This window comes from Saccharicrinis fermentans DSM 9555 = JCM 21142, from assembly GCF_000517085.1.
In the GTDB taxonomy this organism is placed as follows: domain Bacteria; phylum Bacteroidota; class Bacteroidia; order Bacteroidales; family Marinilabiliaceae; genus Saccharicrinis; species Saccharicrinis fermentans.
The window spans coordinates 4,190,717-4,211,786 of record NZ_KI912107.1; the positions used below are offsets into that span (position 1 = coordinate 4,190,717).

General features: G+C 38.2%; 16 protein-coding genes, 1 tRNA gene and 1 pseudogene. 9 read left to right on the plus strand and 9 right to left on the minus strand.

All coding sequences use genetic code 11. From position 1 onward, the window contains the following. Window positions 1-106: 106 nt before the first annotated feature. Window positions 107-2,392 (minus strand): sodium-translocating pyrophosphatase, encoded by a 2,286-nt coding sequence (locus CYTFE_RS0117070; RefSeq protein ID WP_027472795.1) that lies wholly within the window; start codon window positions 2,390-2,392, stop codon window positions 107-109. Between the two features lie 315 nt (window positions 2,393-2,707). On the opposite strand from CYTFE_RS0117070, the gene CYTFE_RS27000 reads away from it, so the two are divergent. From CYTFE_RS27000 to CYTFE_RS31250, 5 genes are all read left to right on the plus strand, one after another. Then, window positions 2,708-3,904 (plus strand): sodium:calcium antiporter, encoded by a 1,197-nt coding sequence (locus tag CYTFE_RS27000; RefSeq protein WP_052343258.1) that lies wholly within the window; start codon window positions 2,708-2,710, stop codon window positions 3,902-3,904. Between the two features lie 241 nt (window positions 3,905-4,145). Next, window positions 4,146-6,104 carry a DNA primase gene (gene dnaG, locus CYTFE_RS0117080; RefSeq protein ID WP_027472796.1) on the plus strand — a complete coding sequence of 653 codons (1,959 nt, stop codon included), beginning with the start codon at window positions 4,146-4,148 and terminating at the stop codon, window positions 6,102-6,104. Between the two features lie 95 nt (window positions 6,105-6,199). Next, window positions 6,200-6,703 carry a pyridoxamine 5'-phosphate oxidase family protein gene (locus CYTFE_RS0117085; protein WP_027472797.1) on the plus strand — a complete coding sequence of 168 codons (504 nt, stop codon included), beginning with the start codon at window positions 6,200-6,202 and terminating at the stop codon, window positions 6,701-6,703. 81 nt (window positions 6,704-6,784) lie between these two features. Beyond that, a complete protein-coding gene (locus CYTFE_RS31245) occupies window positions 6,785-7,573 on the plus strand; it encodes a nucleoside recognition domain-containing protein (protein WP_235208100.1) in 789 nt (262 codons plus the stop codon). Next, window positions 7,566-8,018: a spore maturation protein gene (locus CYTFE_RS31250; RefSeq protein ID WP_235208099.1), complete on the plus strand. Its 453-nt coding sequence runs from the start codon at window positions 7,566-7,568 to the stop codon at window positions 8,016-8,018. Before CYTFE_RS31245 ends, CYTFE_RS31250 begins: the two co-directional genes overlap by 8 nt. A 114-nt stretch (window positions 8,019-8,132) precedes the next feature. Here the strand turns inward: CYTFE_RS31250 and CYTFE_RS0117095 are convergent, their stop codons facing one another. The 4 genes from CYTFE_RS0117095 to CYTFE_RS0117110 all read right to left on the minus strand — a co-directional run bounded on the left by CYTFE_RS0117095 (window position 8,133) and on the right by CYTFE_RS0117110 (window position 16,684). After that, entirely contained in the window at window positions 8,133-10,079 is a 1,947-nt protein-coding gene (locus tag CYTFE_RS0117095; RefSeq protein WP_161636245.1) for a DUF3857 domain-containing protein, read from the minus strand. A gap of 68 nt (window positions 10,080-10,147) precedes the next feature. Next, window positions 10,148-12,076: a DUF3857 domain-containing protein gene (locus CYTFE_RS0117100; protein WP_027472799.1), complete on the minus strand. Its 1,929-nt coding sequence runs from the start codon at window positions 12,074-12,076 to the stop codon at window positions 10,148-10,150. 128 nt (window positions 12,077-12,204) lie between these two features. Next, window positions 12,205-14,688 (minus strand): hypothetical protein, encoded by a 2,484-nt coding sequence (locus CYTFE_RS0117105; RefSeq protein ID WP_211238189.1) that lies wholly within the window; start codon window positions 14,686-14,688, stop codon window positions 12,205-12,207. Window positions 14,689-15,514: 826 nt separating this feature from the next. Continuing rightward, window positions 15,515-16,684, minus strand: a complete 1,170-nt coding sequence (locus CYTFE_RS0117110; protein ID WP_152541931.1) for a hypothetical protein — start codon at window positions 16,682-16,684, stop codon at window positions 15,515-15,517. Between the two features lie 354 nt (window positions 16,685-17,038). Here CYTFE_RS0117110 and CYTFE_RS0117115 point away from each other — a divergent pair, with 354 nt between their 5' ends. From CYTFE_RS0117115 to CYTFE_RS28930, 3 genes and pseudogenes are all read left to right on the plus strand, one after another. Then, window positions 17,039-17,422: an ISAon1 family transposase N-terminal region protein gene (locus CYTFE_RS0117115; RefSeq protein ID WP_052343433.1), complete on the plus strand. Its 384-nt coding sequence runs from the start codon at window positions 17,039-17,041 to the stop codon at window positions 17,420-17,422. 230 nt (window positions 17,423-17,652) lie between these two features. Next, window positions 17,653-17,895 (plus strand): IS66 family insertion sequence element accessory protein TnpA, encoded by a 243-nt coding sequence (tnpA, locus tag CYTFE_RS27010; protein WP_162150092.1) that lies wholly within the window; start codon window positions 17,653-17,655, stop codon window positions 17,893-17,895. Window positions 17,896-17,975: 80 nt separating this feature from the next. Then, window positions 17,976-18,536: pseudogene (locus CYTFE_RS28930) on the plus strand (IS66 family transposase); the annotation flags it as partial. 109 nt (window positions 18,537-18,645) lie between these two features. On the opposite strand, the gene CYTFE_RS27020 reads toward CYTFE_RS28930, so the two are convergent. The 3 genes from CYTFE_RS27020 to CYTFE_RS0117140 form a co-directional block, all read right to left on the minus strand. After that, complete coding sequence (locus CYTFE_RS27020) at window positions 18,646-18,978, minus strand: helix-turn-helix transcriptional regulator (protein ID WP_052343260.1); 333 nt, start codon at window positions 18,976-18,978, stop codon at window positions 18,646-18,648. Further along, window positions 18,975-19,367, minus strand: coding sequence for a hypothetical protein (locus CYTFE_RS0117135; RefSeq protein ID WP_027472802.1), 393 nt, complete (start codon window positions 19,365-19,367; stop codon window positions 18,975-18,977). The genes CYTFE_RS27020 and CYTFE_RS0117135 overlap by 4 nt, the downstream gene beginning before the upstream one ends. A gap of 432 nt (window positions 19,368-19,799) precedes the next feature. Next, a tRNA-Ile gene (locus CYTFE_RS0117140) sits at window positions 19,800-19,873 on the minus strand. Between the two features lie 87 nt (window positions 19,874-19,960). On the opposite strand from CYTFE_RS0117140, the gene CYTFE_RS27025 reads away from it, so the two are divergent. Next, window positions 19,961-20,608 carry an HAD family hydrolase gene (locus tag CYTFE_RS27025; protein WP_052343261.1) on the plus strand — a complete coding sequence of 216 codons (648 nt, stop codon included), beginning with the start codon at window positions 19,961-19,963 and terminating at the stop codon, window positions 20,606-20,608. A gap of 32 nt (window positions 20,609-20,640) precedes the next feature. Here CYTFE_RS27025 and CYTFE_RS0117150 read toward each other — a convergent pair whose 3' ends face one another. Then, a complete protein-coding gene (locus tag CYTFE_RS0117150) occupies window positions 20,641-21,033 on the minus strand; it encodes an SPOR domain-containing protein (RefSeq protein WP_044212334.1) in 393 nt (130 codons plus the stop codon). Between the last annotated feature and the right edge of the window lie 37 nt (window positions 21,034-21,070).

A 21,070-nucleotide genomic window follows, 5' to 3' on the forward strand; every position in this document is an offset into this window, starting at 1 on the left:
ATAAAGACGGTGATACAATCAATGGCTAAATAGTCTTTGCAAGAAAACTCCAAACACTGCGTTATTTTCATTTTTGGAACAATCAGCAAAGCACTCGTAGGTCGGATTAAAAGAGGGCAAAAGCAACCGTTAATCCGCTCATTACTACACTTACCATGGTCATCAACTTAATTAAGATATTCAACGACGGACCCGAAGTATCTTTAAATGGGTCACCTACAGTATCACCCACAACACCAGCCTTGTGAGCATCACTACCTTTTCCACCATAATTTCCTTTCTCAATAAACTTTTTCGCATTATCCCAAGCCCCACCCGCATTATTCAGAAATATAGCTAAGGTAAAGCCGGTGGTCAAGCCTCCCATTAAAAGTCCAATGACACCTGCAACACCAAATACTAATCCCACTGCAATAGGAACAATAATAGCCAATAAAGATGGCAATAGCATTTCTTGCTGAGCCCCTTTGGTGGAGATAGCCACGCACTTGGCATAATCAGGCGTGCCTGTACCCTCAAGAATACCAGGTATTTCTTTAAACTGACGGCGAACCTCATCAACCATTGAACCAGCAGCACGCCCCACCGCTTTCATGGTCATAGCACAAAAAACGAAAGCCATCATAGCTCCAATAAACAAACCTGCTAATAATAAAGGGTTAAATAACGACAAGTCGTAAAAAGAGGAGAAGTCTTTCAATGTGGCCTCTGAAATAACCACAGCTTTAATGCCCTCACCTACCTGAGTCGACGAGTCCAGCACAAATTGAATGGAGTTTTGAACAACGGTATCTCCTTCGTTAAGGCCTCGTTTAAGCCATATTTTAATTTCTTCCATATAAGCAGCCATCAATGCCATTGCGGTTAAAGCGGCCGATCCAATGGCAAAACCTTTACCAGTAGCGGCCGTGGTATTACCCAGCATATCAAGCGCATCCGTTCTCTCACGCACTTCTTTCGGAAGGTTAGACATTTCTGCATTACCCCCGGCATTATCAGCAATGGGTCCAAATGCATCGGTAGCCAATGTGATACCCAAAGTAGATAACATACCCACGGCTGCAAATCCAATACCGTAAACCCCTTCGGCAAAGTTATCAAAGCCTCCGGCAAAGCCAAAGGAAGCAATAATACCGCCTACAATTGTAACCACTGGAATCCATGTGGAATACATACCTACTGCCACACCATCAATAATAGTGGTGGCAGGCCCCTGTTGTGCTTGCCTAGCTATGCCCTGTGTGGGCTTATATCCATCTGAGGTATAATATTCTGTTGCCTGACCAATGATTACCCCAGCCACCAGGCCAGATACCACCGCACCAAAAATACCCCAAGTGATCCAATCCAATGCAGCCATTCCTGCGATAGCTGCCAATATTAAAACAGAACTACCTCCCGTTCCAATGAGTAAAGAATTTAAAAGACTTTTAGCATTGGCATCTTCTTTTGTTTGAACCATAAAGATACCCACAATGGAGAGTACAATACCAATAGCGGCCACCAACATGGGAGCAATCACTTTTCCTGACATGTCAGCACCAGTATTATTCACGGTCAGGGCGGCACCCAAGGCAGCTGTAGCTAGTATAGAACCACAATATGATTCATACAGGTCGGCTCCCATTCCGGCCACATCACCCACGTTATCACCCACGTTATCAGCAATGGTGGCTGGATTCCGCGGGTCATCCTCTGGAATGCCAGCTTCCACCTTACCCACCAAGTCGGCCCCCACATCGGCTGCTTTGGTATAAATACCACCTCCCACACGGGCAAAAAGAGCCTGTGTAGAAGCTCCCATACCAAAGGTTAACATAGTGGCAGTTACTTCTAATAATTTTTGAGATTCATCCATCCCTTGATGAACCAAATCAAGACCTAAAAATTGAAAACCATTGGCCATATGCTCAGTCGTGTACACAAATTTTGTTAATATCACATACCATAGCGAAATATCTAACAAACCAAAACCTACCACTACCAGTCCCATCACTGCGCCACTTCTAAAAGCCACCTTAAGTCCCTTGTTCAGCGATTCCGAAGCTCCCTGTGCAGTACGTGCAGAAGCAAATGTGGCAGTCTTCATTCCTAAAAATCCACAGAGTCCCGAGAAAAAGCCTCCGGTCAAAAAAGCGATGGGTACAAAAGGATTTTGAACACCCATGTAAGCAAGGACAGTCAATATTACCAACAATACAAGAAAAACAATTCCAACAACTTTATATTGCCGCGATAAGTAAGCCATTGCACCATCTCTTACATATTGAGCAATTTCTTTCATCTTGTCTGTCCCTTCTGAACTTTTCATCATAGTTCTAAAAAAGAACCAGGCAAACACCAGTGCCACCACTGAGGCGACAGGTACGATCCAAAATAATTGTGTAATCATAATAATAGTAGATTTAATTTGTGTTTGATTTATATGAGTAGAAAATTTTATAATCAAAAATAAAATCAACAAAAATCAAAACGAAAGCTCCCATTAGAGCCTTTCAGCTAAATTCCTGGATAAACACCTAAGGAATTAAGGGATTTTCAGGTGTTTGCTTTTCCAATGCTCAATATAATAAAAATTAAAGCTCGTTATTCTGATATTTGGCATTTTAATGTAGATTGAATAAAGATAGGAAATGATATATAAGGAAGGAAACCTTAAAATTATAAAAGAGTATCTTTGCCATGAAAAACTTTTAATCTATTACGAATGGGCATTTACGAATTATTTTTTCATACTTGGTATGGAGGTCTGGTATTGATGGTCATTTCATCTATCATCATGGCTAAAGCGTGTGATGTATTTGAGGCATCATCTGATTATTTAGGAAGAAACCTCAGCGAGGGTGTTAAAGGAGCAACGATCAATGCCATCGGTTCTTCTATGCCAGAACTACTTACAACGGTATTTTTTTTGGCTTTGGCCAGTCGTCAGCATCTAGGGCGCGATTTAGCTGCCAGTGTTGGTGGCAATACGGGTTCGGCCATTTTTAATAGTATTGTCATTCCCATGCTAGTGATATGGATTGTAATTGCTACAATTGCCGGAGTAAAAGGAATTAAAATTGCCAAAAAAGTGGTTTTACGGGATGGCCTTTTTTTGATCGCCGCTGAACTAATTTTACTGGTCCTTTTATCAAGTGATTACATCACCCAATGGCATGGATGGGTATTTACCATGTTCTATCTGGTGTATTTGTCTTACACCTTGTTATCCATGAAAAAGGATCTTCATAAAAAGGAGATAATTCATTTTAAAGCCGAAAATTGGTACACCCATTTTCAGCTAAAGCACAACAAGGGAAGAACAGGTCGCAGTTGGCTGTTACTGTTGGGCTCTACAGCTATCATAGCGCTTACCTGTGCCGGCTTGGTGGAAAGCTGTATCGGAATGGCCGACGCCATGAAAATAAATCCGTTATTTATTGCACTGGTATTGGTTGCGGCTGCCAGCAGTGTTCCGGACACCATCATCTCCATTAAAGATGGCAAAAAGGGAAATTACGACGATGCGCTCTCTAATGTACTGGGATCTAACATCTTTGATATAACCATTAGCATGGGTCTGCCTTTGGCTATTTACCTTTTGGTTACTGGGCAAAGGATTGACTTTAGAGCTGCAGGCCCAACTTTAATTGATATTCGTATCATGTTGGTTGTGGTAACCATCATTACCATGGCTGTATTTTATTTTTCTAAAGAACTTAAAAAGAGACATGTGTTATATTTGCTTATCTTATACTTGATATTTATACTATACGCTATAGGTGCTGCATCCTATGGTGCGGGAGGTGACGATATGCTAGCCCAATGGGCAGGAGCGTTTATCGATTTCCTGAATAAGAAAGGTGGCATAAGTGATAGCCTGCAAAAAGTGGCCAATGGCATTACCTCCGGATGGAGGTGATGATTTCATCATAGGTGCTGGTACAGAGTGCTTATCTCCCTATCTTTAAACAACAAAAAAATTACTTTTGCACCCATTGGACAGGCCTGACAAGGGATGTAAATAAAACTTCCGGATGCTTCACTGCCTCAACTCAATTAAACCGCGATGCAATGTTTATAACTAAGGCGACATACAGCAACACTTTGTCCAATCAATTTTTATCTTTGTGTTTCTCATTTTTTAGAAGGGTAACATTTCAATGATCGATCAAAATACAGTTGATAGAATAGTAGAGACTTCGCAGGCGAACATAGTAGATGTGGTATCTGAATTTGTGACACTGCGAAAAAGAGGGATTAATTACCTGGGAAACTGTCCGTTTCACAATGAGAAGACTCCTTCTTTTACGGTATCACCCCACAAAGGTATTTATAAATGCTTCGGCTGCGGAAAGGGCGGAAATGCAGTAAACTTTGTGATGGATGTGGAGCAGATTTCTTTCATCGACGCCATCAAGCAGTTGGGTAAGAAATTCCATATTCACATAGAGGAAGTGGAGCTGAGTCCGGAACAGCAGCAGGTAAAAAATGACCGGGAGAGTATGATGGCTGTATCCGGCTTTGCACAAAAATTTTTCACGAACCAGTTGCTCAAGTCTGACGAAGGGCGCTCGGTAGGACTGTCTTACCTTCGCAGTCGTGGTTTTCGGGATGATATTATACAAAAATTCGAACTGGGTTATTCGCCCGAAGCCAAGACTGCCTTAACCGACGAGGCACTTAAGAACAGCTATAAACTTGAGTTCCTGGAAAAAGCAGGTCTCACCATTGTGCGAGACAATTATAAAGCCGATCGCTTTAGAGGCAGAGTAATTTTTCCCATACACAGTATTTCGGGCAAGCCAACAGCATTTGGCGGACGTGTTCTAAAGACCGATAAAAAAACTGCCAAATACCTCAACTCACCGGAATCCGAGATTTATCATAAAAGTAGAATTCTCTATGGTATTTTTCATGCAAAAACTGAAATCACCAAAAAAGACCGATGTTTTTTGGTGGAGGGTTATACAGATGTAATCTCGTTTCACCAGGCAGGGATCACCAATGTGGTGGCATCGTCAGGGACTGCATTAACAGTGGATCAGATAAGACTGATAGCCCGCTTTACACCCAATATCACAATTATTTATGATGGTGATCCAGCGGGAATCAAAGCCTCGCTACGAGGAATTGACCTTGTTTTAGAGCAGGGAATGAATGTAAAAGTGCTCTTGCTTCCCGAGGGTGAGGATCCTGATTCTTTTTCCAAGAGTCGCAGTGCTGAAGAGCTACAAGCCTATATTACCAAACACGAGGGTGACTTTATCAAGTTTAAAACAGGTCTTCTTTTAAAGGATGCCGAAAACGACCCGGTAAAACGTGCCGGTCTATTGCAAGATATTGTAAAAACCATTTCTGTAATCCCCGATGCCATCGTACGGGGCGAATATGTGAAGGAATGCAGTGCATTAATGAACGTTACAGAACAGGTACTCTATAATGAGATAGCTAAGCTCACAAAAAAAAGCAGAGAAGAAAAGTATAGAGGTAATACGCCCAGTATTCAGGTGCCTCAAGTGCCGAGTTCTCCAACAGCTAGTCCGGCTTTCACTACACTGAATCTCTTTGAGGAGGAAGAGAAAGAACTAATCCGTTTTATGATAAAATACGGTGATATTCAAATGGTGGAGGTGGAAGAGGGAAAAGAAGAAGAGGAAGAGGAAATTACTGTGGGAGATTATATCCTGGAACAACTGAGAGAAGATGAGTTGGAATGTGAAAACCCCCTGTATAATAAAATACTGAAGCTATACGAAGAAAATAAGAAAAAAAAGGGTTTTCAGGCTGTTAAGTTTTTTGTAAGTCATATGGAACAGGATGTAAGTAGGTTGGCTACCGATTTGTTGAGCAAGGAGTATCCGCTAAGCAAGATTCATCAACGGTTTGGGGCTGGTGATCTGGATGAGGCTAGTATCCTAGATAGGTTGGTTCCTAAAGTAGTCAACGAACTGAAATTGAAGAAAGTTAAAGCATTGATAGATAAGTATAGGAACGAACTGAAATTAGCAGAACAAAAGGAGGATGGAGAAAAAATGATAGAAATTATGCAAACCATGGTCCGTTTGCAACAGTTACAATCACTATTATCTAAAGAATTGGGGGATAGAACGATTGTATAAATTACGTGAAAGAGAAGTTTAAACCAATAAAAATAGGGATCCCGGTTTGCCAAAGATAGGCGTTCCCTTGTTTCAAAATATTTTATCAAATAAGCATGAAAACCGTAGAACATTTAGACAAAGAAAGAATAGAAGCCATCATCAAAAAATGTGATGTTTGCTTTGTAGGTGTGGTAGATGGCGATATGCCTTATGTGCTACCTATGAATTTTGGCTATAGGGACAATGTAATTTATCTACACTCCGCACCAGGGGGACGAATCATCAATATCTTAGAGAAAAATAAGAATATTTGCATTACTTTTAGTACTGATCATGAATTGGCGTTCCAACATCCTGAGGTAGCCTGTAGTTATCGCATGAAATCAAAAAGTGTGGTGGCCTGGGGTAAAGTGCAATTTCAAGAAGATTTTGAAAAGAAAGAGGAGGCCTTGAATATCATGATGGAGCAGTATTCTGAAAAGAAATTCAAGTATTCTGGCCCCGCTATTCGGAACGTTAAAATTTGGGAGGTACCTATTGATCACGTAACTTGTAAGGAATTTGGTGCTCCACATGAAAAGTACCAAGGTGATGGTACGGTGCGTAGAAGCTTTTAAGCTGCGTGTCAATGCCTGCAAAAGGCATACTGAATATATGATGGTCTGTTAATTTTAATCTCTTATCTAAGATTAAAGCATATGGTTTTAAATTACATTTGGATAGCTTTCTTTTTAATTGCCTTTGTGGTTGCATTGATCAGATTGGTCTTTTGGGGAGACATGGAAGTATTCCCCAACCTGGTGAATGCCGTTAACGGAGCTGCTAAATCAGGATTTGAAATCTCATTGGGGCTAACAGGGGTCCTCTCCTTATGGCTGGGCTTAATGAAGATAGGAGAAAAGGGCGGAATGGTTCAGGTAATTAGTCGACTAATTGCTCCACTCTTTAACCGCCTGTTTCCTACCCTACCCAAAGGTCACCCGGCCTTTGGAACCATGATCATGAATCTATCCGCCAATATGCTAGGACTGGATAATGCGGCAACACCCATGGGATTAAAAGCCATGGAGCAATTACAAAAGGAAAACCACGACAAAGAATCGGCCAGCAATGCTCAGATCATGTTTTTGGTTTTGAATACTTCCGGCTTAACCTTAATTCCCATCAGCATTATGGTGTACAGAGCCCAATATGACGCTCTAAATCCTGCCGATGTTTTTCTTCCCATACTTTTGGCTACCTTTTTTTCTACCCTGGCAGGACTTCTGGCCGTATCTTATGTTCAAAAAATACGTTTGGCCGATCCCGTTGTTATGGCTTACCTGGGGGGTATGACCCTCTTGGTTCTAGGAACCATTTATGGTGTTTCCTTATTGGACAAAGAACAAGTGAAGGTAATATCCAATGTGGGAAGTAACGTTATTCTTTTTACCATCATGATATTATTTGTAGCCATGGCTACCTACAAAAAAAGTAAATGTGTATGATGCCTTTGTGGAGGGTGCCAAGGAAGGATTTCAAATTGCCATCAGAATCATACCTTTTTTAATTGCTATCCTAGTGGCTGTAAGTGTTTTCAGAGAGGTAGGAGCCATGGATTACATCACTGACCTAATCAAAATATGCTGCCAATGGTTGGGATTGGATACCCGCTTTGTGGACGCCTTACCAACCGCCTTCATGAAACCCTTGAGCGGAAGTGGTGCTCGCGGAATGATGGTAGAAACATTCAATACTTTTGGCGTGGACTCTTTTGCAGCTAAAATAGCCTCCACGGTACAGGGAGCTACCGATACAACATTTTATATTATTGCTGTTTATTTTGGCTCAGTCGGTATCAAGAACACACGCCACGCCATAGGATGTGGCTTAATTGCCGATTTTGCAGGAATTATTGCAGCCATTGTGATTGGTTATATTTTCTTTGGTTAAACCCAGAAAATGCATGGAAAAATCTATTACGAAGTTAACGTATCGTCCGGCTAAAAAATATTCACTACCACCCGTAATACATGGTGCAAAAGTAATACCTTCTTGAGTGACTTTTTATTCCTCCTCCAGAATCAATACTACTTTATTAAAATCGGCAGCGGCATTAACCACCTTCTTAAAGCCCTCAAAAGAATCTTCATCCACAAAAATATGCTTGTAATATTCTTCAATTACAATTTTATATGTTTGATGGCTATAGGTGTAATTAGACTCAAAGCCAAATATTTTTTCACCATCTTTTTTTTCAAACACATTCAATTTACCTGCCTCGGGATTAACGATCTTAAATCCGACAGGTACATGTAGGTTAATTTCTCGATAGTACATACGGTTAAAATCATTCTCCGCTTTGGAATGCCGGTCTTCCTCAAAATACATCTCAACTTGTGACCCTATGGCTTCACCTATATTTAATAACAGTTTCGAACCCGCTCGTTCTAGAAATGAGGTGCTACTGTAATCAGAATGTACCAGAAACTCGGCATCTTTCAAATGCGCTAGCTCACTAGAGTCTCTTACAAATAACTTATGAAAGGTAGGATTAGAGCCCTGTGTCGCGGTCATTTGCTTGAGTGTGTTTTGCTGCTGTTCTTCATCCATCATCCTATAAAAATGAATAAAAAACCCACCACTCAAACCCTTAAGTCCTCGTTCTGTCATCATACGAACCTGGTCATTATCCACATCCACCCTCATGTCAATAAGCATATTATCGTAGTTATGATCATATGGAGTAGCCGGGATATACTTTATTTCACCCATAGCCGTTTCAGAGTCTCCCACTTGCACAGGAACAATAAAAAGTGCGTCGGTAGCTGTCAGTTTACCATTGACCTCACCTAGGCGATAACCGGCATTGGATGGATCAATATATTGATTCAATTTAGGGAGGTAAATTAAATATTGATCAAGGTAGTTCCATGACTGAAAACTTCCGTCAAACTTAACGTTGTCGCGCTCTGAGGTCAACACTAATTGGTGTTCAATTCCCAATCTCTTGAATATATTAGCATATACCTTTACAATCCCGCGGCTGCCAGTCACCTTATTCTCGAGCACAAAATCTAAATCGGAGAATGCATCCACATTAAATGTCTCCACATAAATTTGTTTTTTTAAAAATGCCTCTACATATCTTACCTTTTCTTCGTCAGTGTTTCCTTCAACTTGCAACAAATCCATCCATTTATCAATGGACTTAGACTTAGCGGTCATGTAGGTAGATCTATACACACCCTTTGCTGCATCGTCCCAGGTAAGCTTTTGTGCTGTATCGTGCGAATAATTATAATCTAACCTATATTCTATGCGCTGCCTTCGTGGATTGACATAAGAAAATTTCTCACTTTTAATGGCCGGGATCAGGGTACCTTCACATACGTAACGACTACGCTCGCCATCCAGTTGCGAGACTGTTCCATTACAAAAGCCATTGTACCCCCTAATATCGTAAACCAAAGTGTTGGGACATATAATTTCGAAAGAAGCCCTTTTTAAAGGAAAGTCAAACTGAAAAAAATGGCGACCAAAATTACGGGCATACATTTTCCGAACCACGTAATACTCCACTTCGTCACCTACCTCAATACCATCGATGGCAAATATTTTATAACTATTACCACTTTCAACATCCGTCATTTCTCTAATATTGTCCTTATCAAATTCTATGGCCTGACCATTGGCTTTGATTGTCCGAGCCTTCACATCTACTACAGCCATAACATCGTCTAAGGCAACAGATATCTTATTAAATCTATCGATGGCTTCATCGTTGTTCAAACGAAATTTTTTATGGGTGGTATGATTCATCAATAAGCCCTCCTCCGCAGTATAGAAGTACTCGTACTTTTCTTGGTGAAAAATACCCAATACATTTTCACCTTTGCTTTCTTCATTAATAGAAGAATATTCTGGCTCAATTGACCACACAATGCTATCGCTATCTTGTGCACTCAGCTCCATCGTGAGTGCGAATAATACCAGTAATATTATATTTTGCATCTGTATAAATTTTCTTTCAATGGCCATAAGCAACTGACCATATGAATCATTTTTGCGTATAAAAAAAACTACTCTCGGGTTAAAACCAGTGTATTTCGATAGCTTTTGCTTAATAATTTTATCATCTGATTCCAATCTTCAATCTTATTTTCCAGCAAGATGAGAAACTCAAACTTAAGTTCCTTTTCCAGAATCACAGATTTTTCATTTAAGGTGTACCGAATGCTAAATTGAAAATCTTTATTCGAAAAACTGCTCGCTGGGGGAACATAAGTAACTTCATATCCTTCTGGTATTTCCAATTCAACCACATATCTTTTGGTACAATAAAAATCATTTTCCAATGGCGTAAAGGTACTACTTGTTGTATCGATAGTCATCTGACCATAGGATTTATCTAAATTTAAGTTCAAATATAATTCATTACCAATAGACTTATAATAATCACTGATCTCAAAATTAAATTGTAAACTGGCAGGACGATTGTATTCAAACAAATTACCTACTTGGTTATCGGTCACCACAAATTTATTATTACCCATGGCAAAATAATGCGACAAGAACCGATTATAACTGGCTGGCTTTACCCCATTAAACGCATGTGCCAATTCCAATTTATTAAATCCGGAATACTGGATATTATCATGGCCTAGTACTTTGCCATCTCTCAGCTGAATCTTAACAGAATCAATGGTCACACTATAAGCGGCTGGAGAGATTGGTATTTTGAAGATCTTATACGTATCCTCGCTGATACCAACCATGGCATCCTTGCCTTGAATATGATAAGGACTTACCCCATAATCAAGGTATTCAAAGGTACCATCCAACCAGACAACAGAATCATGAACTATTTGCGTGGCTATCATATGATTATCAACCAAGGGAAGTGGTAGTTCTTCATACCCATAGGGCTTGTGCCGAGTGCCTACCCATGTATAATAAGTGGGAATATTGGCTAAATCCATCATGGTTTTAATTAGACACGACATGCCTTTACAGTCGCCAAACCTTTTAGCAAGGACTTCTTTGGCAGAGGTAGGAACAAAACCAGAATACCCCTCTTCGTAAGCTATATACTTGATATTTTTATGAACCCAATAATAAATAGCCCGCGCTCTTTCACGTTCATCTACCAAGCCATCCGTGATTTTATCAACCATGACTTTTAACGAATCCACCCCAACAGTATCTACCTGACTGATAAAATCATGATAGAAGGAATATAATTGACCCAGGGTACCAAAGTATGGTTCACCATTCATACGCTCCACATAAAAAGTCACGTGCGGACTAAAGTAACTGGGCGAATAAAAACCATCCGAATAATAAGGATAGGGTGGCACATCCTCTACCGTCCATTCATAATAATTGTACTTACCCTTTTTATAGGTCTTAAACTGAGGCTGTATTTTATCAAAATTAAAATTTTTAAAACCCAGATCAATGTTTTTATGAGCCTTTACCGTAATTTTGCCTTTAACGATGGGAATAAACGACTGTAAATACGACTGATCCAACAACTTAGGGTTGTGATAACGAATGGTGTAATTCAAATGAGTAACAGCTCCTTTTTGAAGCGCCGGATAGGTGAACTGTAAAAGTTTAGAATCATCGTAAAAGATACCTCCATCGGTGTTGTGCCTCTCTTGAAATTGCTTCACAGCTACCTGCTCAAAGCCATTGCCCTTTGGAACCATGGTGTAAGCCTCTTTCTCTTGAATCGTAGTAAAACTACCTAAAAATATATAATCTTTTGCCAGACCTTTGTAAAAATCATTGAGTATCACAAGTTCTTTTACATTTTGCTGCGTGATTACAAGCGAATCATCTACCCAATCCATCAAATAGGTAGTGTGCATATTTGAAATTACGGCATTGTATTTTTTATATTGGGCACTCAGCTTAGCTATATCAGGAAACGCTACGGCAAAACTATCTATGAGAAACAAACTCATGAAGCCCAATAAGATATATTTTAATTTTAAACGCATCATGTGTCAAATATAAAAAAACAAAAGCAGCAGAAATAATTTCAATTAAACGTTTACTATAACACCACTCAACACTTAAAATATTATCTAGTCCTGGCAAGACAGAAAAAACAGTAGTTTTCTTACAGCCACTATCTATAAACCAACCATGAAGTGGCTGTACAATCTGTATCAGTTTTAAAACGTATCCACCTGGCTTGAAATGCATCTGGAAAAGTATAATTAAACTCTTCACCTGCTTTCACTGTCACTTCCTTATAATCCATCCAAGGTCCATGTCCTACTGGCTCTACTTGAATTGTAAAAGTCACATCATCATTGGAATTGTGACTTAATGTTAATTCCTTTTTGTCATAAAAGGCAATTAAGTAAGGATCTGAAACTTCACCCGTTTTTACAGCTGTATTTTTCCAGGGACCTCCCTTACCTACAGGCTTTCCCATTTCCCATAAATCGTCAATAGCACCGACCCAAAGGGCTGCTTTGCCGTCTTCAGATCGAACTATGTGATCTCCTTCATTGACTTTAGGATGAAGACCTGTCATCACCAACATTCCACGGTACGATGCGTAATCATGAATACGAAAATTATGAGATGAAATAGGTCTTATCTTGGCAAAGCCATCCGCATTTTCAGCTGGCAGCTCATAAAACGTACCGGAACAGCTAAAAAGATCTCGTTCGGTGGCAACCTCGCGGCAAATTCTCAATTGTGCCTTGTTGGTTAATGCTTCATACCCCTCATTTCCCAATGGCAAACGCCATCTGCGATCTTTATCGTCAACAATTAAAACCGATGACTCCTGGATATCAATCACATTTTCGGGTATTGCAAACTTTTCTTTGATAAAAGCCTTGGTTTTAGTATCCTCTTTCTTCACAAGATGAAAAGCATCATCCAATTCGTAGTATCCCGATTCTTTTTCAACACCATTTTCAAAAGTCTTAGCCCAAACACCAAGGGCGCGTCTATTATCACCTAAACCATATAACAAGCCACTCAATACGTTGGTTTCATTGACATTTGCTAAACCAGTAAACATGGGACTAGCTTTCGTTTGTCTTTCATCGATATCACTATAATTAAAGCTAAGCGTTGCCAAGGTTTTAGATGTAGAACGTACACGAATCCACTCTCCCTTTTCTTGTGAAGTAAATTCAACACTTGCCGATGCTCCTGCTTTTAGGGCTATAGTCTTTAGTTCTTCCCAATGCTGATTCCCCATCTTATCTACTTCAAAAACGAACTTAGTATCCAAGTCGCCTCCATTCAAAACCCAAGCCATTCGTTTGGGCCATCCAGAAAAAAGCATAGGTTCCGACGTTTCATGGGCAGCTACTTCATCATTCAACCACACTGAACCAGATGCCGTATTAGGTCCAAGGTGGTCAGGTTTATCAATGGAGGTAAACCATAAGTTTGAGTTGGACTGTCCGGGTCCTTCAATATCTCCTTTCTGCTTTCTTTTATTGAGAAATTCCTTTTGGGCAGAATCATCACAGCCAAAAACCAATTGATCATTCCATCGGGTAAAATCACCAATTACCTTTAAATAAGAAGACCTTGGACGAATTCCTGCAGAATTTTCAGCAGTAAAGTTTCCTGGAAATTTCCAAAACATACCATGCATGGTCATTAAAAAATCAGATTTTTCTGTCGTACCAATATTTCTGATGCGCGGCCACTCAGTATTCCAACCATGCGCACCATCATAACTATGACTGGCTTTGGGCAAACGATAGAAATCCCATCCCGTTGTAGCATTCCTGACACCTAAAATAATGGACTTAGAATCCCAACCCGTTGCCCAGATAGGATCGCTTTCTGGATTCTCGTTTCCATAAATCCCTCCAGGCCCTGTAACTTCAACAAACTGATTACGGCGTGCCACCTTCCAGTCTTTACCATCCCACTCTGCTAAAACTCCAGCTTCTGTATCAAAATCGGTTTTCGCTTTCTTACCGGCCTCTCCATTATTGGAAAATACCATCACTCCTTGACCAGAATATAATCCCTTACCATGCGCCCCGGGTAAATTAGCAAGTCTTTGCTTAGCACTAAGCTTAGGTCTAGAGGCAATCTTTCCTTTCTCATTATTTCTGTCTTTATACAATTCATTATGTTTTAGCGTGTGCACATCCACTTCATAAAATCCCTCTTCCATGGTACCATAGTATATCATATGTTGGGGATTAGTAAGGTGACGGGCATTCCCCGTATGACGACCTGGCATATCTGTATAAGGAATCGCGCGAACATTTCTATCGGCATCGATTGCATAAGGCCCTATAAAAAGCTGCTGACTTTCTTTATGAATCATACGGTTAGCAGGAGTTCCTCCAATGCTTTCTTTTCTCTCAATCTGTTTCAAGTCGGGCGTAATTTCAAATAGCATATCATCTGTACGAACAGGATAATGAGGGGCATATGTTATCACCCATAGACGATCGGCCCAGGATACAATAGCACCCGTTCCACACTCCCCCTGACTATTATACATGGCCAAATGCGGGTAGATACCACTAACTTGGCGAGGAGATTCCATCTCCGAATGTTTAGATTGACAAGAAATAAGAATGGCAACAAGGACTAACAAAAACAGTGACTTTTTCATGTGTATATACATATTTTGATTTACTTTTAAACGACAAAACTCTATTAATTTTTAATATTTTTTCCAAACCTATTAAAATACGCACAAAAAGACGCCATCATCGCTTGTTCAGAGTGAAACAGAACAATGGACAAGTTAACACACAGATTGAAAGGGCTTTGAAAATCAAGGTTTAAATGACTAAAACATATTAACTACATAAGAAATGGAGCTATTTACATGCTTGAGAAGGATAAACTTAGTGACTGACGAAATCTTGATTTTAACCGAAAAACCTGCGTGATGATTTTGAACTAATTGCCATATAACCCAAAATATAAATTGCGCCAACAATAAAAGCAATCGAAGTTAGGGATTTGTATTAATGTTCGGGAATGGCTTACGGATGTATTTTCTAAGATTGCGTTATACAACAGCAATTATGATTTAGACTTGGCTGATCTTTTGCCGCACAATTGGAAAAAGTCTAATAGTTGTCAGAATATTCCAAAAAACACCCACTAATTTCGATTAATTCCAAAAGATTCCAGTAAAACTTAGAGAATTCCAACGCTCCAATCGACATCCGGATTGGAGCGTTTTTTTTACTTTTGCCATATTTTTTAAAGCCCCTCATAAACAAGCTTCGCTAGTTTCCTAAAACACTAGTGCCTAAATTGTAGCTTTGGGATGATCTGAGATGTAAAATAGCATCTACAGCTATAAAAATAGACCTCCTTAACTTAGCTTCTAACTATGCTAAAACTCTAAACACAGTATACAAAGGCTATCACCCAAACAAAAATCACTCTTAAAATACATGGGTAGTGAGAATCCGGCTTGTAGTTCAACCTAGAATAATCGCTGGGTCTTGCAGACTGCTCATATTCCTATTTATTGGCAATAATATTTTATAATCAAATGTCAAAGACAATAATAAAAAGGGCAATACCATATTAAAATAGCTAATATCAAAATTTGAGTCAAATAGAGTTGCCTTAAACCCACTATAATAAATTGACGTAAAGAATGCTATTGATACAGGTAGTAATAGAAAAATAACTGTCAAATATAGGATTGATTTTATGTTTTTTGCTCGAAAAGAATATATCATTGGCGTTATAATTAAAATAAGGCTCAATAAGATAGGTAATTGTCTGTTTTGAAGTTCAAAAGGATTATGTTTACAAAAGTGTTCAAAACTGCTAACTTTGTTAAAGCAGATATAAGAAAATAATATAACGGTAGCCAAAGATACTGCTATAAAAATCATCTTTTTTTGGACGGAAAATCTGTAAAAATGCTTAAAAAATAATATTGAGATTGGAATAACAGCAGTAATTCTAGTCATTACCAAAGATGTCAATAAAAATGATTCAAATAGTGGGTTATTTTTTATGTTTCTAAAAATTCTATCTTGCATAAAAACAACAACAGCTAAAATTATAATAAAATTAGACATCAAATCACTTTTAACATATATTTCCCAAAGGTATGAGGGTGAAAATATTAAAAGTAATAAACATAATAGTCTTTCCTTATAGGTGCTAAATACTTTCGATATAATATAAATAAATAATAAAAATGCAAAGGATTGCAAAAATCCAATATTACCTAAAAAATAGAATGGAATTCCAATGAGAAGAAGGGTAGGCAAATTTGAAGTCCTTCCATTTAAATGGTCTACTGCAGAATAAGGGTACTCCCCATTTAAAAGAGCTTTTATACCAACTTCCATTGCAGACCATCTGTCTACCATAAGCGAATTACCATCTACATTAATGTTTATATAAATTGTAAAAACAAAGAAGAATATAGAAGTAATATTAAACAAATATTTATAATAATTCTTTAAATCTAACCGAATGTATACAATACTAATTATTGATATCAATAATGTATAAATAAAGGCTACTACGTAGCCATTAAAAGCATCTATTCTGCTAGCATATTTAACTACAAAAAGAGTATTTATAAAAATAAAAATTAAATATGTAAATGATAATCTTTGTTTCATATTATAGCGTAGTGTAGAGCCTGATAGGCTACTCATATTATTTGTTCAAAAGTAATAATAATTAGTAGACTATCAGCGCCCCTCCATCCCGCACGTGCAATGTCGTTAAGTTAAGGTCATATCCCTTTATATATAAACCTTTACGTCTTCACCTGATGATGTATCAGGTCTTTTAAATGATCTTCCGGGTCTTCTTATTTCTAATCTTTTTGAGAGTATCTCAATTAATTTAGTTATAAAAACCTTTGCATAAAAATCCTGTTTTATGGTCCTTTATGGATCACCCCATAATTTTGGGTTTTCATAAATTGTTATGTTAGATTTGCATTGAATAATATAACAAAAAAGATTGCCGTGCACGACATCAATACTCAATTATTAGAACTGATATTACCCGAAGGGATTCTAGACCATTTTGTGATAACTGACCTACATCAAGAGTCCAGTGGTCAGCAAGCCTATACTAAGAAACTGACTATATATCTGGAGGAGAAAAAAGAAATTCCGGAAGAATACTCAGACAAAGAATATAAGGCAAGTGGTTTTATGCCGCCCAAGTTAATAAAAGACTGTCCCATACGTCGTAATTTGGTTACGCTGAGTGTCAAGTGTCGAAGATGGGATGTTTTATTAGATGGTCGATATCAAAAAAGGAGTAGAAATTGGGAGAGTGTAGCAAAGGGCACACGGTTAGATCCGGAGTATGCCTCTTTTTTAAAAGGTATTGGTGGACTGTAATGCAATTAGCACAGAAAGTTTAAAGATTTTCTTTGGTATCAACGCAAGTACATTTCAACAACAATACAAGCATAAACTTAGTGACTACAGCACATGGGACCAAAAGGAACATGCCGAAGATTATTTAATATTTCCCGATAACATGGGGCGTTTTTTATCGATAGACGGTAAATCTTCGGTCTTTCACATATTGCGACCTTCATACTAGAGCTGTTTCTTTGATGCAAAAAATGAGGATGACATTAACAACATTTAAGCGTTTGTATAAGGATTACCAGGAATCAGGTTTGAACATAAAAGATTTCTGTACCAACCAAGATCTGGCTCCTTCAACTTTTTATTACTGGCGAAACAAATTGGAAGAGGCATTAGCACATGAGCCGGATAGCTTTGTTCCACTAGAATTTGACAGTAATCCGTTAGCGACGAATAACCAAACGAGTCAATCTCTCATAAGAGTAAGCCTACTTTAAATAATAATGCTCCCACCATTGAATTCGTATTTCCCAATGGCACCAAGATGCTATTAAGGGATAATATAAACACGCAAGTATTAAAAACAATTGTTCTAAAATCTGATTATATTCAGGTTGACGAAAGTACCATTCCTGTTATTAGCAACGAAAAGCACAAAGCACAAAAGGCTTATCTGTGGATGGTTCGATCAGTAATGAATAACTTGGTTTTCTTTCACTACGACAAAGGCTCCCGAGCACAAAAAGTGATACTTCCTTTATTAAAGGATTTTCAGGGAGCTATTCAAACCGATGGATATCAGGCATATTCAATCTATGAGCAAAAGAAAGGTGTTTTGCTTCTGGGTTGTTGGGCTCATGCGCGCAGGAAATTCTCCGAAAGTCTAAAAGAAGACAAAACGGGGGCTGAATACGCATTGTTTTGTGGCAACCATGATGCCGCAGAAAATGCAGCAATTATGTACTCACTACTGGGATGCTGCAAAGCCAGTGATGTAAATCCTCGCGAATGGCTTACGGATGTATTTTCTAAGATTGCGTTATACAACAGCAATTATGATTTAGACTTGGCTGATCTTTTGCCGCACAATTGGAAAAAGTCTAATAGTTGTCAGAATATTCCAAAAAACACCCACTAATTTCGATTAATTCCAAAAGATTCCAGTAAAACTTAGAGAATTCCAAGGCTCCAATCGACATCCCGATTGGAGCATTTTTTTACTTTGCAATATGTAGCAGACCGCATATTTACACTCTAGCTGCCGAATTCTTTATTTTTTTCTCTCCCAATTGAATTATTTTTGTCGTATTTTTCTTTTCTGAAACTTTTGAAATAGGCTCAAAGCTAATTTGAGGAACCTTACCGATAGCCAAAGAAAGTTCTACTAATTTTGAAAGTTTATAATCGAAATCTCCATTTAATATTTGTGACACATAGCCTTTTGATACTCCTAATTGTTTGGCAAAAGCACTCTGGGTCATATTGTTTTCTTCGAGATATGATGTTAATTGTCTGAATAATTCATTTTGAATTTTAGTAACATTATATCCTTTGCTTCTGATTAGTTTTTCCCGTTTCATTTCTCCAAAGTTTTTACGTATTCACTTTTGATACTGCGGAATTTTTTAATATCCTTTTTTTGATTGTTCTTGTAACCACCCATTATGATTATTTTGCCATTGGAAGCTTTAATGGGGTACACCCTTAGGTGTTTTGATTTAAATTCATATTCTTTGACCGTATCCTTTTTGCTAATGCTTATGTCTCTGAATTTTGTTTTGGGTAGTAATTTATTGTTTGCTACATCTTCAATTAAGCTATATATTGAATTGAGTTCTTCTTCGTATTGACCCCGTTTTTCAATTTCATCTTCAAAATTATCAAACAAACACTCATCATCTATTTGTATCTTATAGATATCTTGTTTTCCATCTATTTCTTCTATAGGGTTTAACGTAAATTTAGTCATAATGTTTAGTTAGAGCTAAACTTTTTTGTAAAAAAAGGGATTATTTATATAACTGCCAAATATATTTCATGTAGATTAAGCATTATTACACCTACTATACTATATCGCTTACATTAACCTCTGTTTTCAAGATTGTACGATTCAACCATTTTTCTATCTCACTATAGTATTTCTAGATCTTCTGTGTTTAAAAAGGGGACATCGGTATCTACATATAAATATGATTGTGGAGCACTAAAGTTTTTAATGAATTTATATGGATCAACAAGGGTTTGTACTTATTTGTGTGTATTTGGGGTTTGGCGATTCCATGGGTGCGGATAAGCTATAGACCCACGTCCTTTTATACACAAACCAAAAATTAGCTTTCCCACTTTTATGCATCAAAATAAAAAAAGCAGTTACAAATTAATGTAACTGCTTTTTTTTCGGTGGGCCCACCTGGGCTCGAACCAGGGACCACCTGATTATGAGTCAGGTGCTCTAACCAACTGAGCTATAGGCCCGGCATTGTTATACGAAAAGCATTTCGTATATTGCGGATGCAAAAATAGTAAGTTATATCAATTTATCAAATACATTTTTAATATTTTATGACAAATTTAAAAAATAAAAAAAATATCATCTTCGATTTAGGCAATGTAGTAGTCGATATCCACCTGAATACCACCATAGAACGATTTAAAGAACTCGGTTTTAAGCAGCATGGAAATTTTTTAGGCAAATACAAACAAGACGGTATTTTTCACGATTACGAAGTAGGAAAGATCACAACAATGGACTTTGTGAAAGGAATCAAAGAACAGATGAATGCAAGTGTAAGTGATAATGATGTGATAGAGGCATGGAATGCCATTATCGGAGATTACAAAGAGGAACGCATCAACACCATCTTAAAGCTAAGAGAAACACACCATGTTTACCTACTAAGTAATACCAACGAATTTCATATCAAAGCATGTGCCGATCGGGTACCTATCGTAGGTTCCCTAGATAAGCTTTTTGACAAGCTATACTACAGTTATGAGATGAACATGAGCAAGCCCAATCGGGATATTTTTGAGGCGGTACTGAGTGGTGCTAATATAAAAGCAGAAGAGACTCTTTTTCTAGATGATGGCCCCGCCAACGTTGAGATGGCAAGAAGCCTAGGTATTGAATCTTGGTTGGTAGAATATCCCAATCAATGGGTATCACGCATGGACAAGCTAATTCTTGAACAATTATCAGTAAGTCAGTAAGCACTGACTACTGATAACATAACCACAAATATTTACTTCTTTATAAGTAGCCAAACATCTTCGTGATCTGGCTGCTTTTTCTCATTTCTCAATTCACGGTAAGCCAACTCCCTATCGGAAAACCCCTTATAAGAGACCTTGTAGAAATCTTTATTTAAACCTCTGTCTCTAACAATTACCTCAGAATCAAATCCCTCTTCTACCAGTTTATCTTTAAAGGAAATAGCATTGGCTTCCTTCACAAAGCTGGCTGCTATTAAAAAATATTTATTTGCTGGTTTTTCCACCACAATCGGCTCTGGTTCCGGCACCGGTATAATAGTATCTTTCTTTTCCTCCACCGGTTTAATCACTTCGCGTTGCACTACCTTTTTAGGCTCTTCTTTCTTTTTACCGCAGCTAAAAAAAGCAACAGTAAAAATCATCAGTATTAGTGTTAGTTTGTTTGTCATCATGTGTTCA

Coding starts and splice junctions, on each gene's coding strand:
- CYTFE_RS0117070 (WP_027472795.1), bottom strand. CDS start 2,392: ATGATTACACAATTATTTTGGATCGTACCTGTCGCCTCAGTGGTGGCA.
- CYTFE_RS27000 (WP_052343258.1), top strand. CDS start 2,708: ATGGGCATTTACGAATTATTTTTTCATACTTGGTATGGAGGTCTGGTA.
- dnaG (WP_027472796.1), top strand. CDS start 4,146: ATGATCGATCAAAATACAGTTGATAGAATAGTAGAGACTTCGCAGGCG.
- CYTFE_RS0117085 (WP_027472797.1), top strand. CDS start 6,200: ATGAAAACCGTAGAACATTTAGACAAAGAAAGAATAGAAGCCATCATC.
- CYTFE_RS31245 (WP_235208100.1), top strand. CDS start 6,785: ATGGTTTTAAATTACATTTGGATAGCTTTCTTTTTAATTGCCTTTGTG.
- CYTFE_RS0117095 (WP_161636245.1), bottom strand. CDS start 10,079: ATGCAAAATATAATATTACTGGTATTATTCGCACTCACGATGGAGCTG.
- CYTFE_RS0117100 (WP_027472799.1), bottom strand. CDS start 12,076: ATGATGCGTTTAAAATTAAAATATATCTTATTGGGCTTCATGAGTTTG.
- CYTFE_RS0117105 (WP_211238189.1), bottom strand. CDS start 14,688: ATGAAAAAGTCACTGTTTTTGTTAGTCCTTGTTGCCATTCTTATTTCT.
- CYTFE_RS0117110 (WP_152541931.1), bottom strand. CDS start 16,684: ATGAAACAAAGATTATCATTTACATATTTAATTTTTATTTTTATAAAT.
- tnpA (WP_162150092.1), top strand. CDS start 17,653: ATGAGGATGACATTAACAACATTTAAGCGTTTGTATAAGGATTACCAG.
- CYTFE_RS27020 (WP_052343260.1), bottom strand. CDS start 18,978: ATGAAACGGGAAAAACTAATCAGAAGCAAAGGATATAATGTTACTAAA.
- CYTFE_RS0117135 (WP_027472802.1), bottom strand. CDS start 19,367: ATGACTAAATTTACGTTAAACCCTATAGAAGAAATAGATGGAAAACAA.
- CYTFE_RS27025 (WP_052343261.1), top strand. CDS start 19,961: ATGACAAATTTAAAAAATAAAAAAAATATCATCTTCGATTTAGGCAAT.
- CYTFE_RS0117150 (WP_044212334.1), bottom strand. CDS start 21,033: ATGATTTTTACTGTTGCTTTTTTTAGCTGCGGTAAAAAGAAAGAAGAG.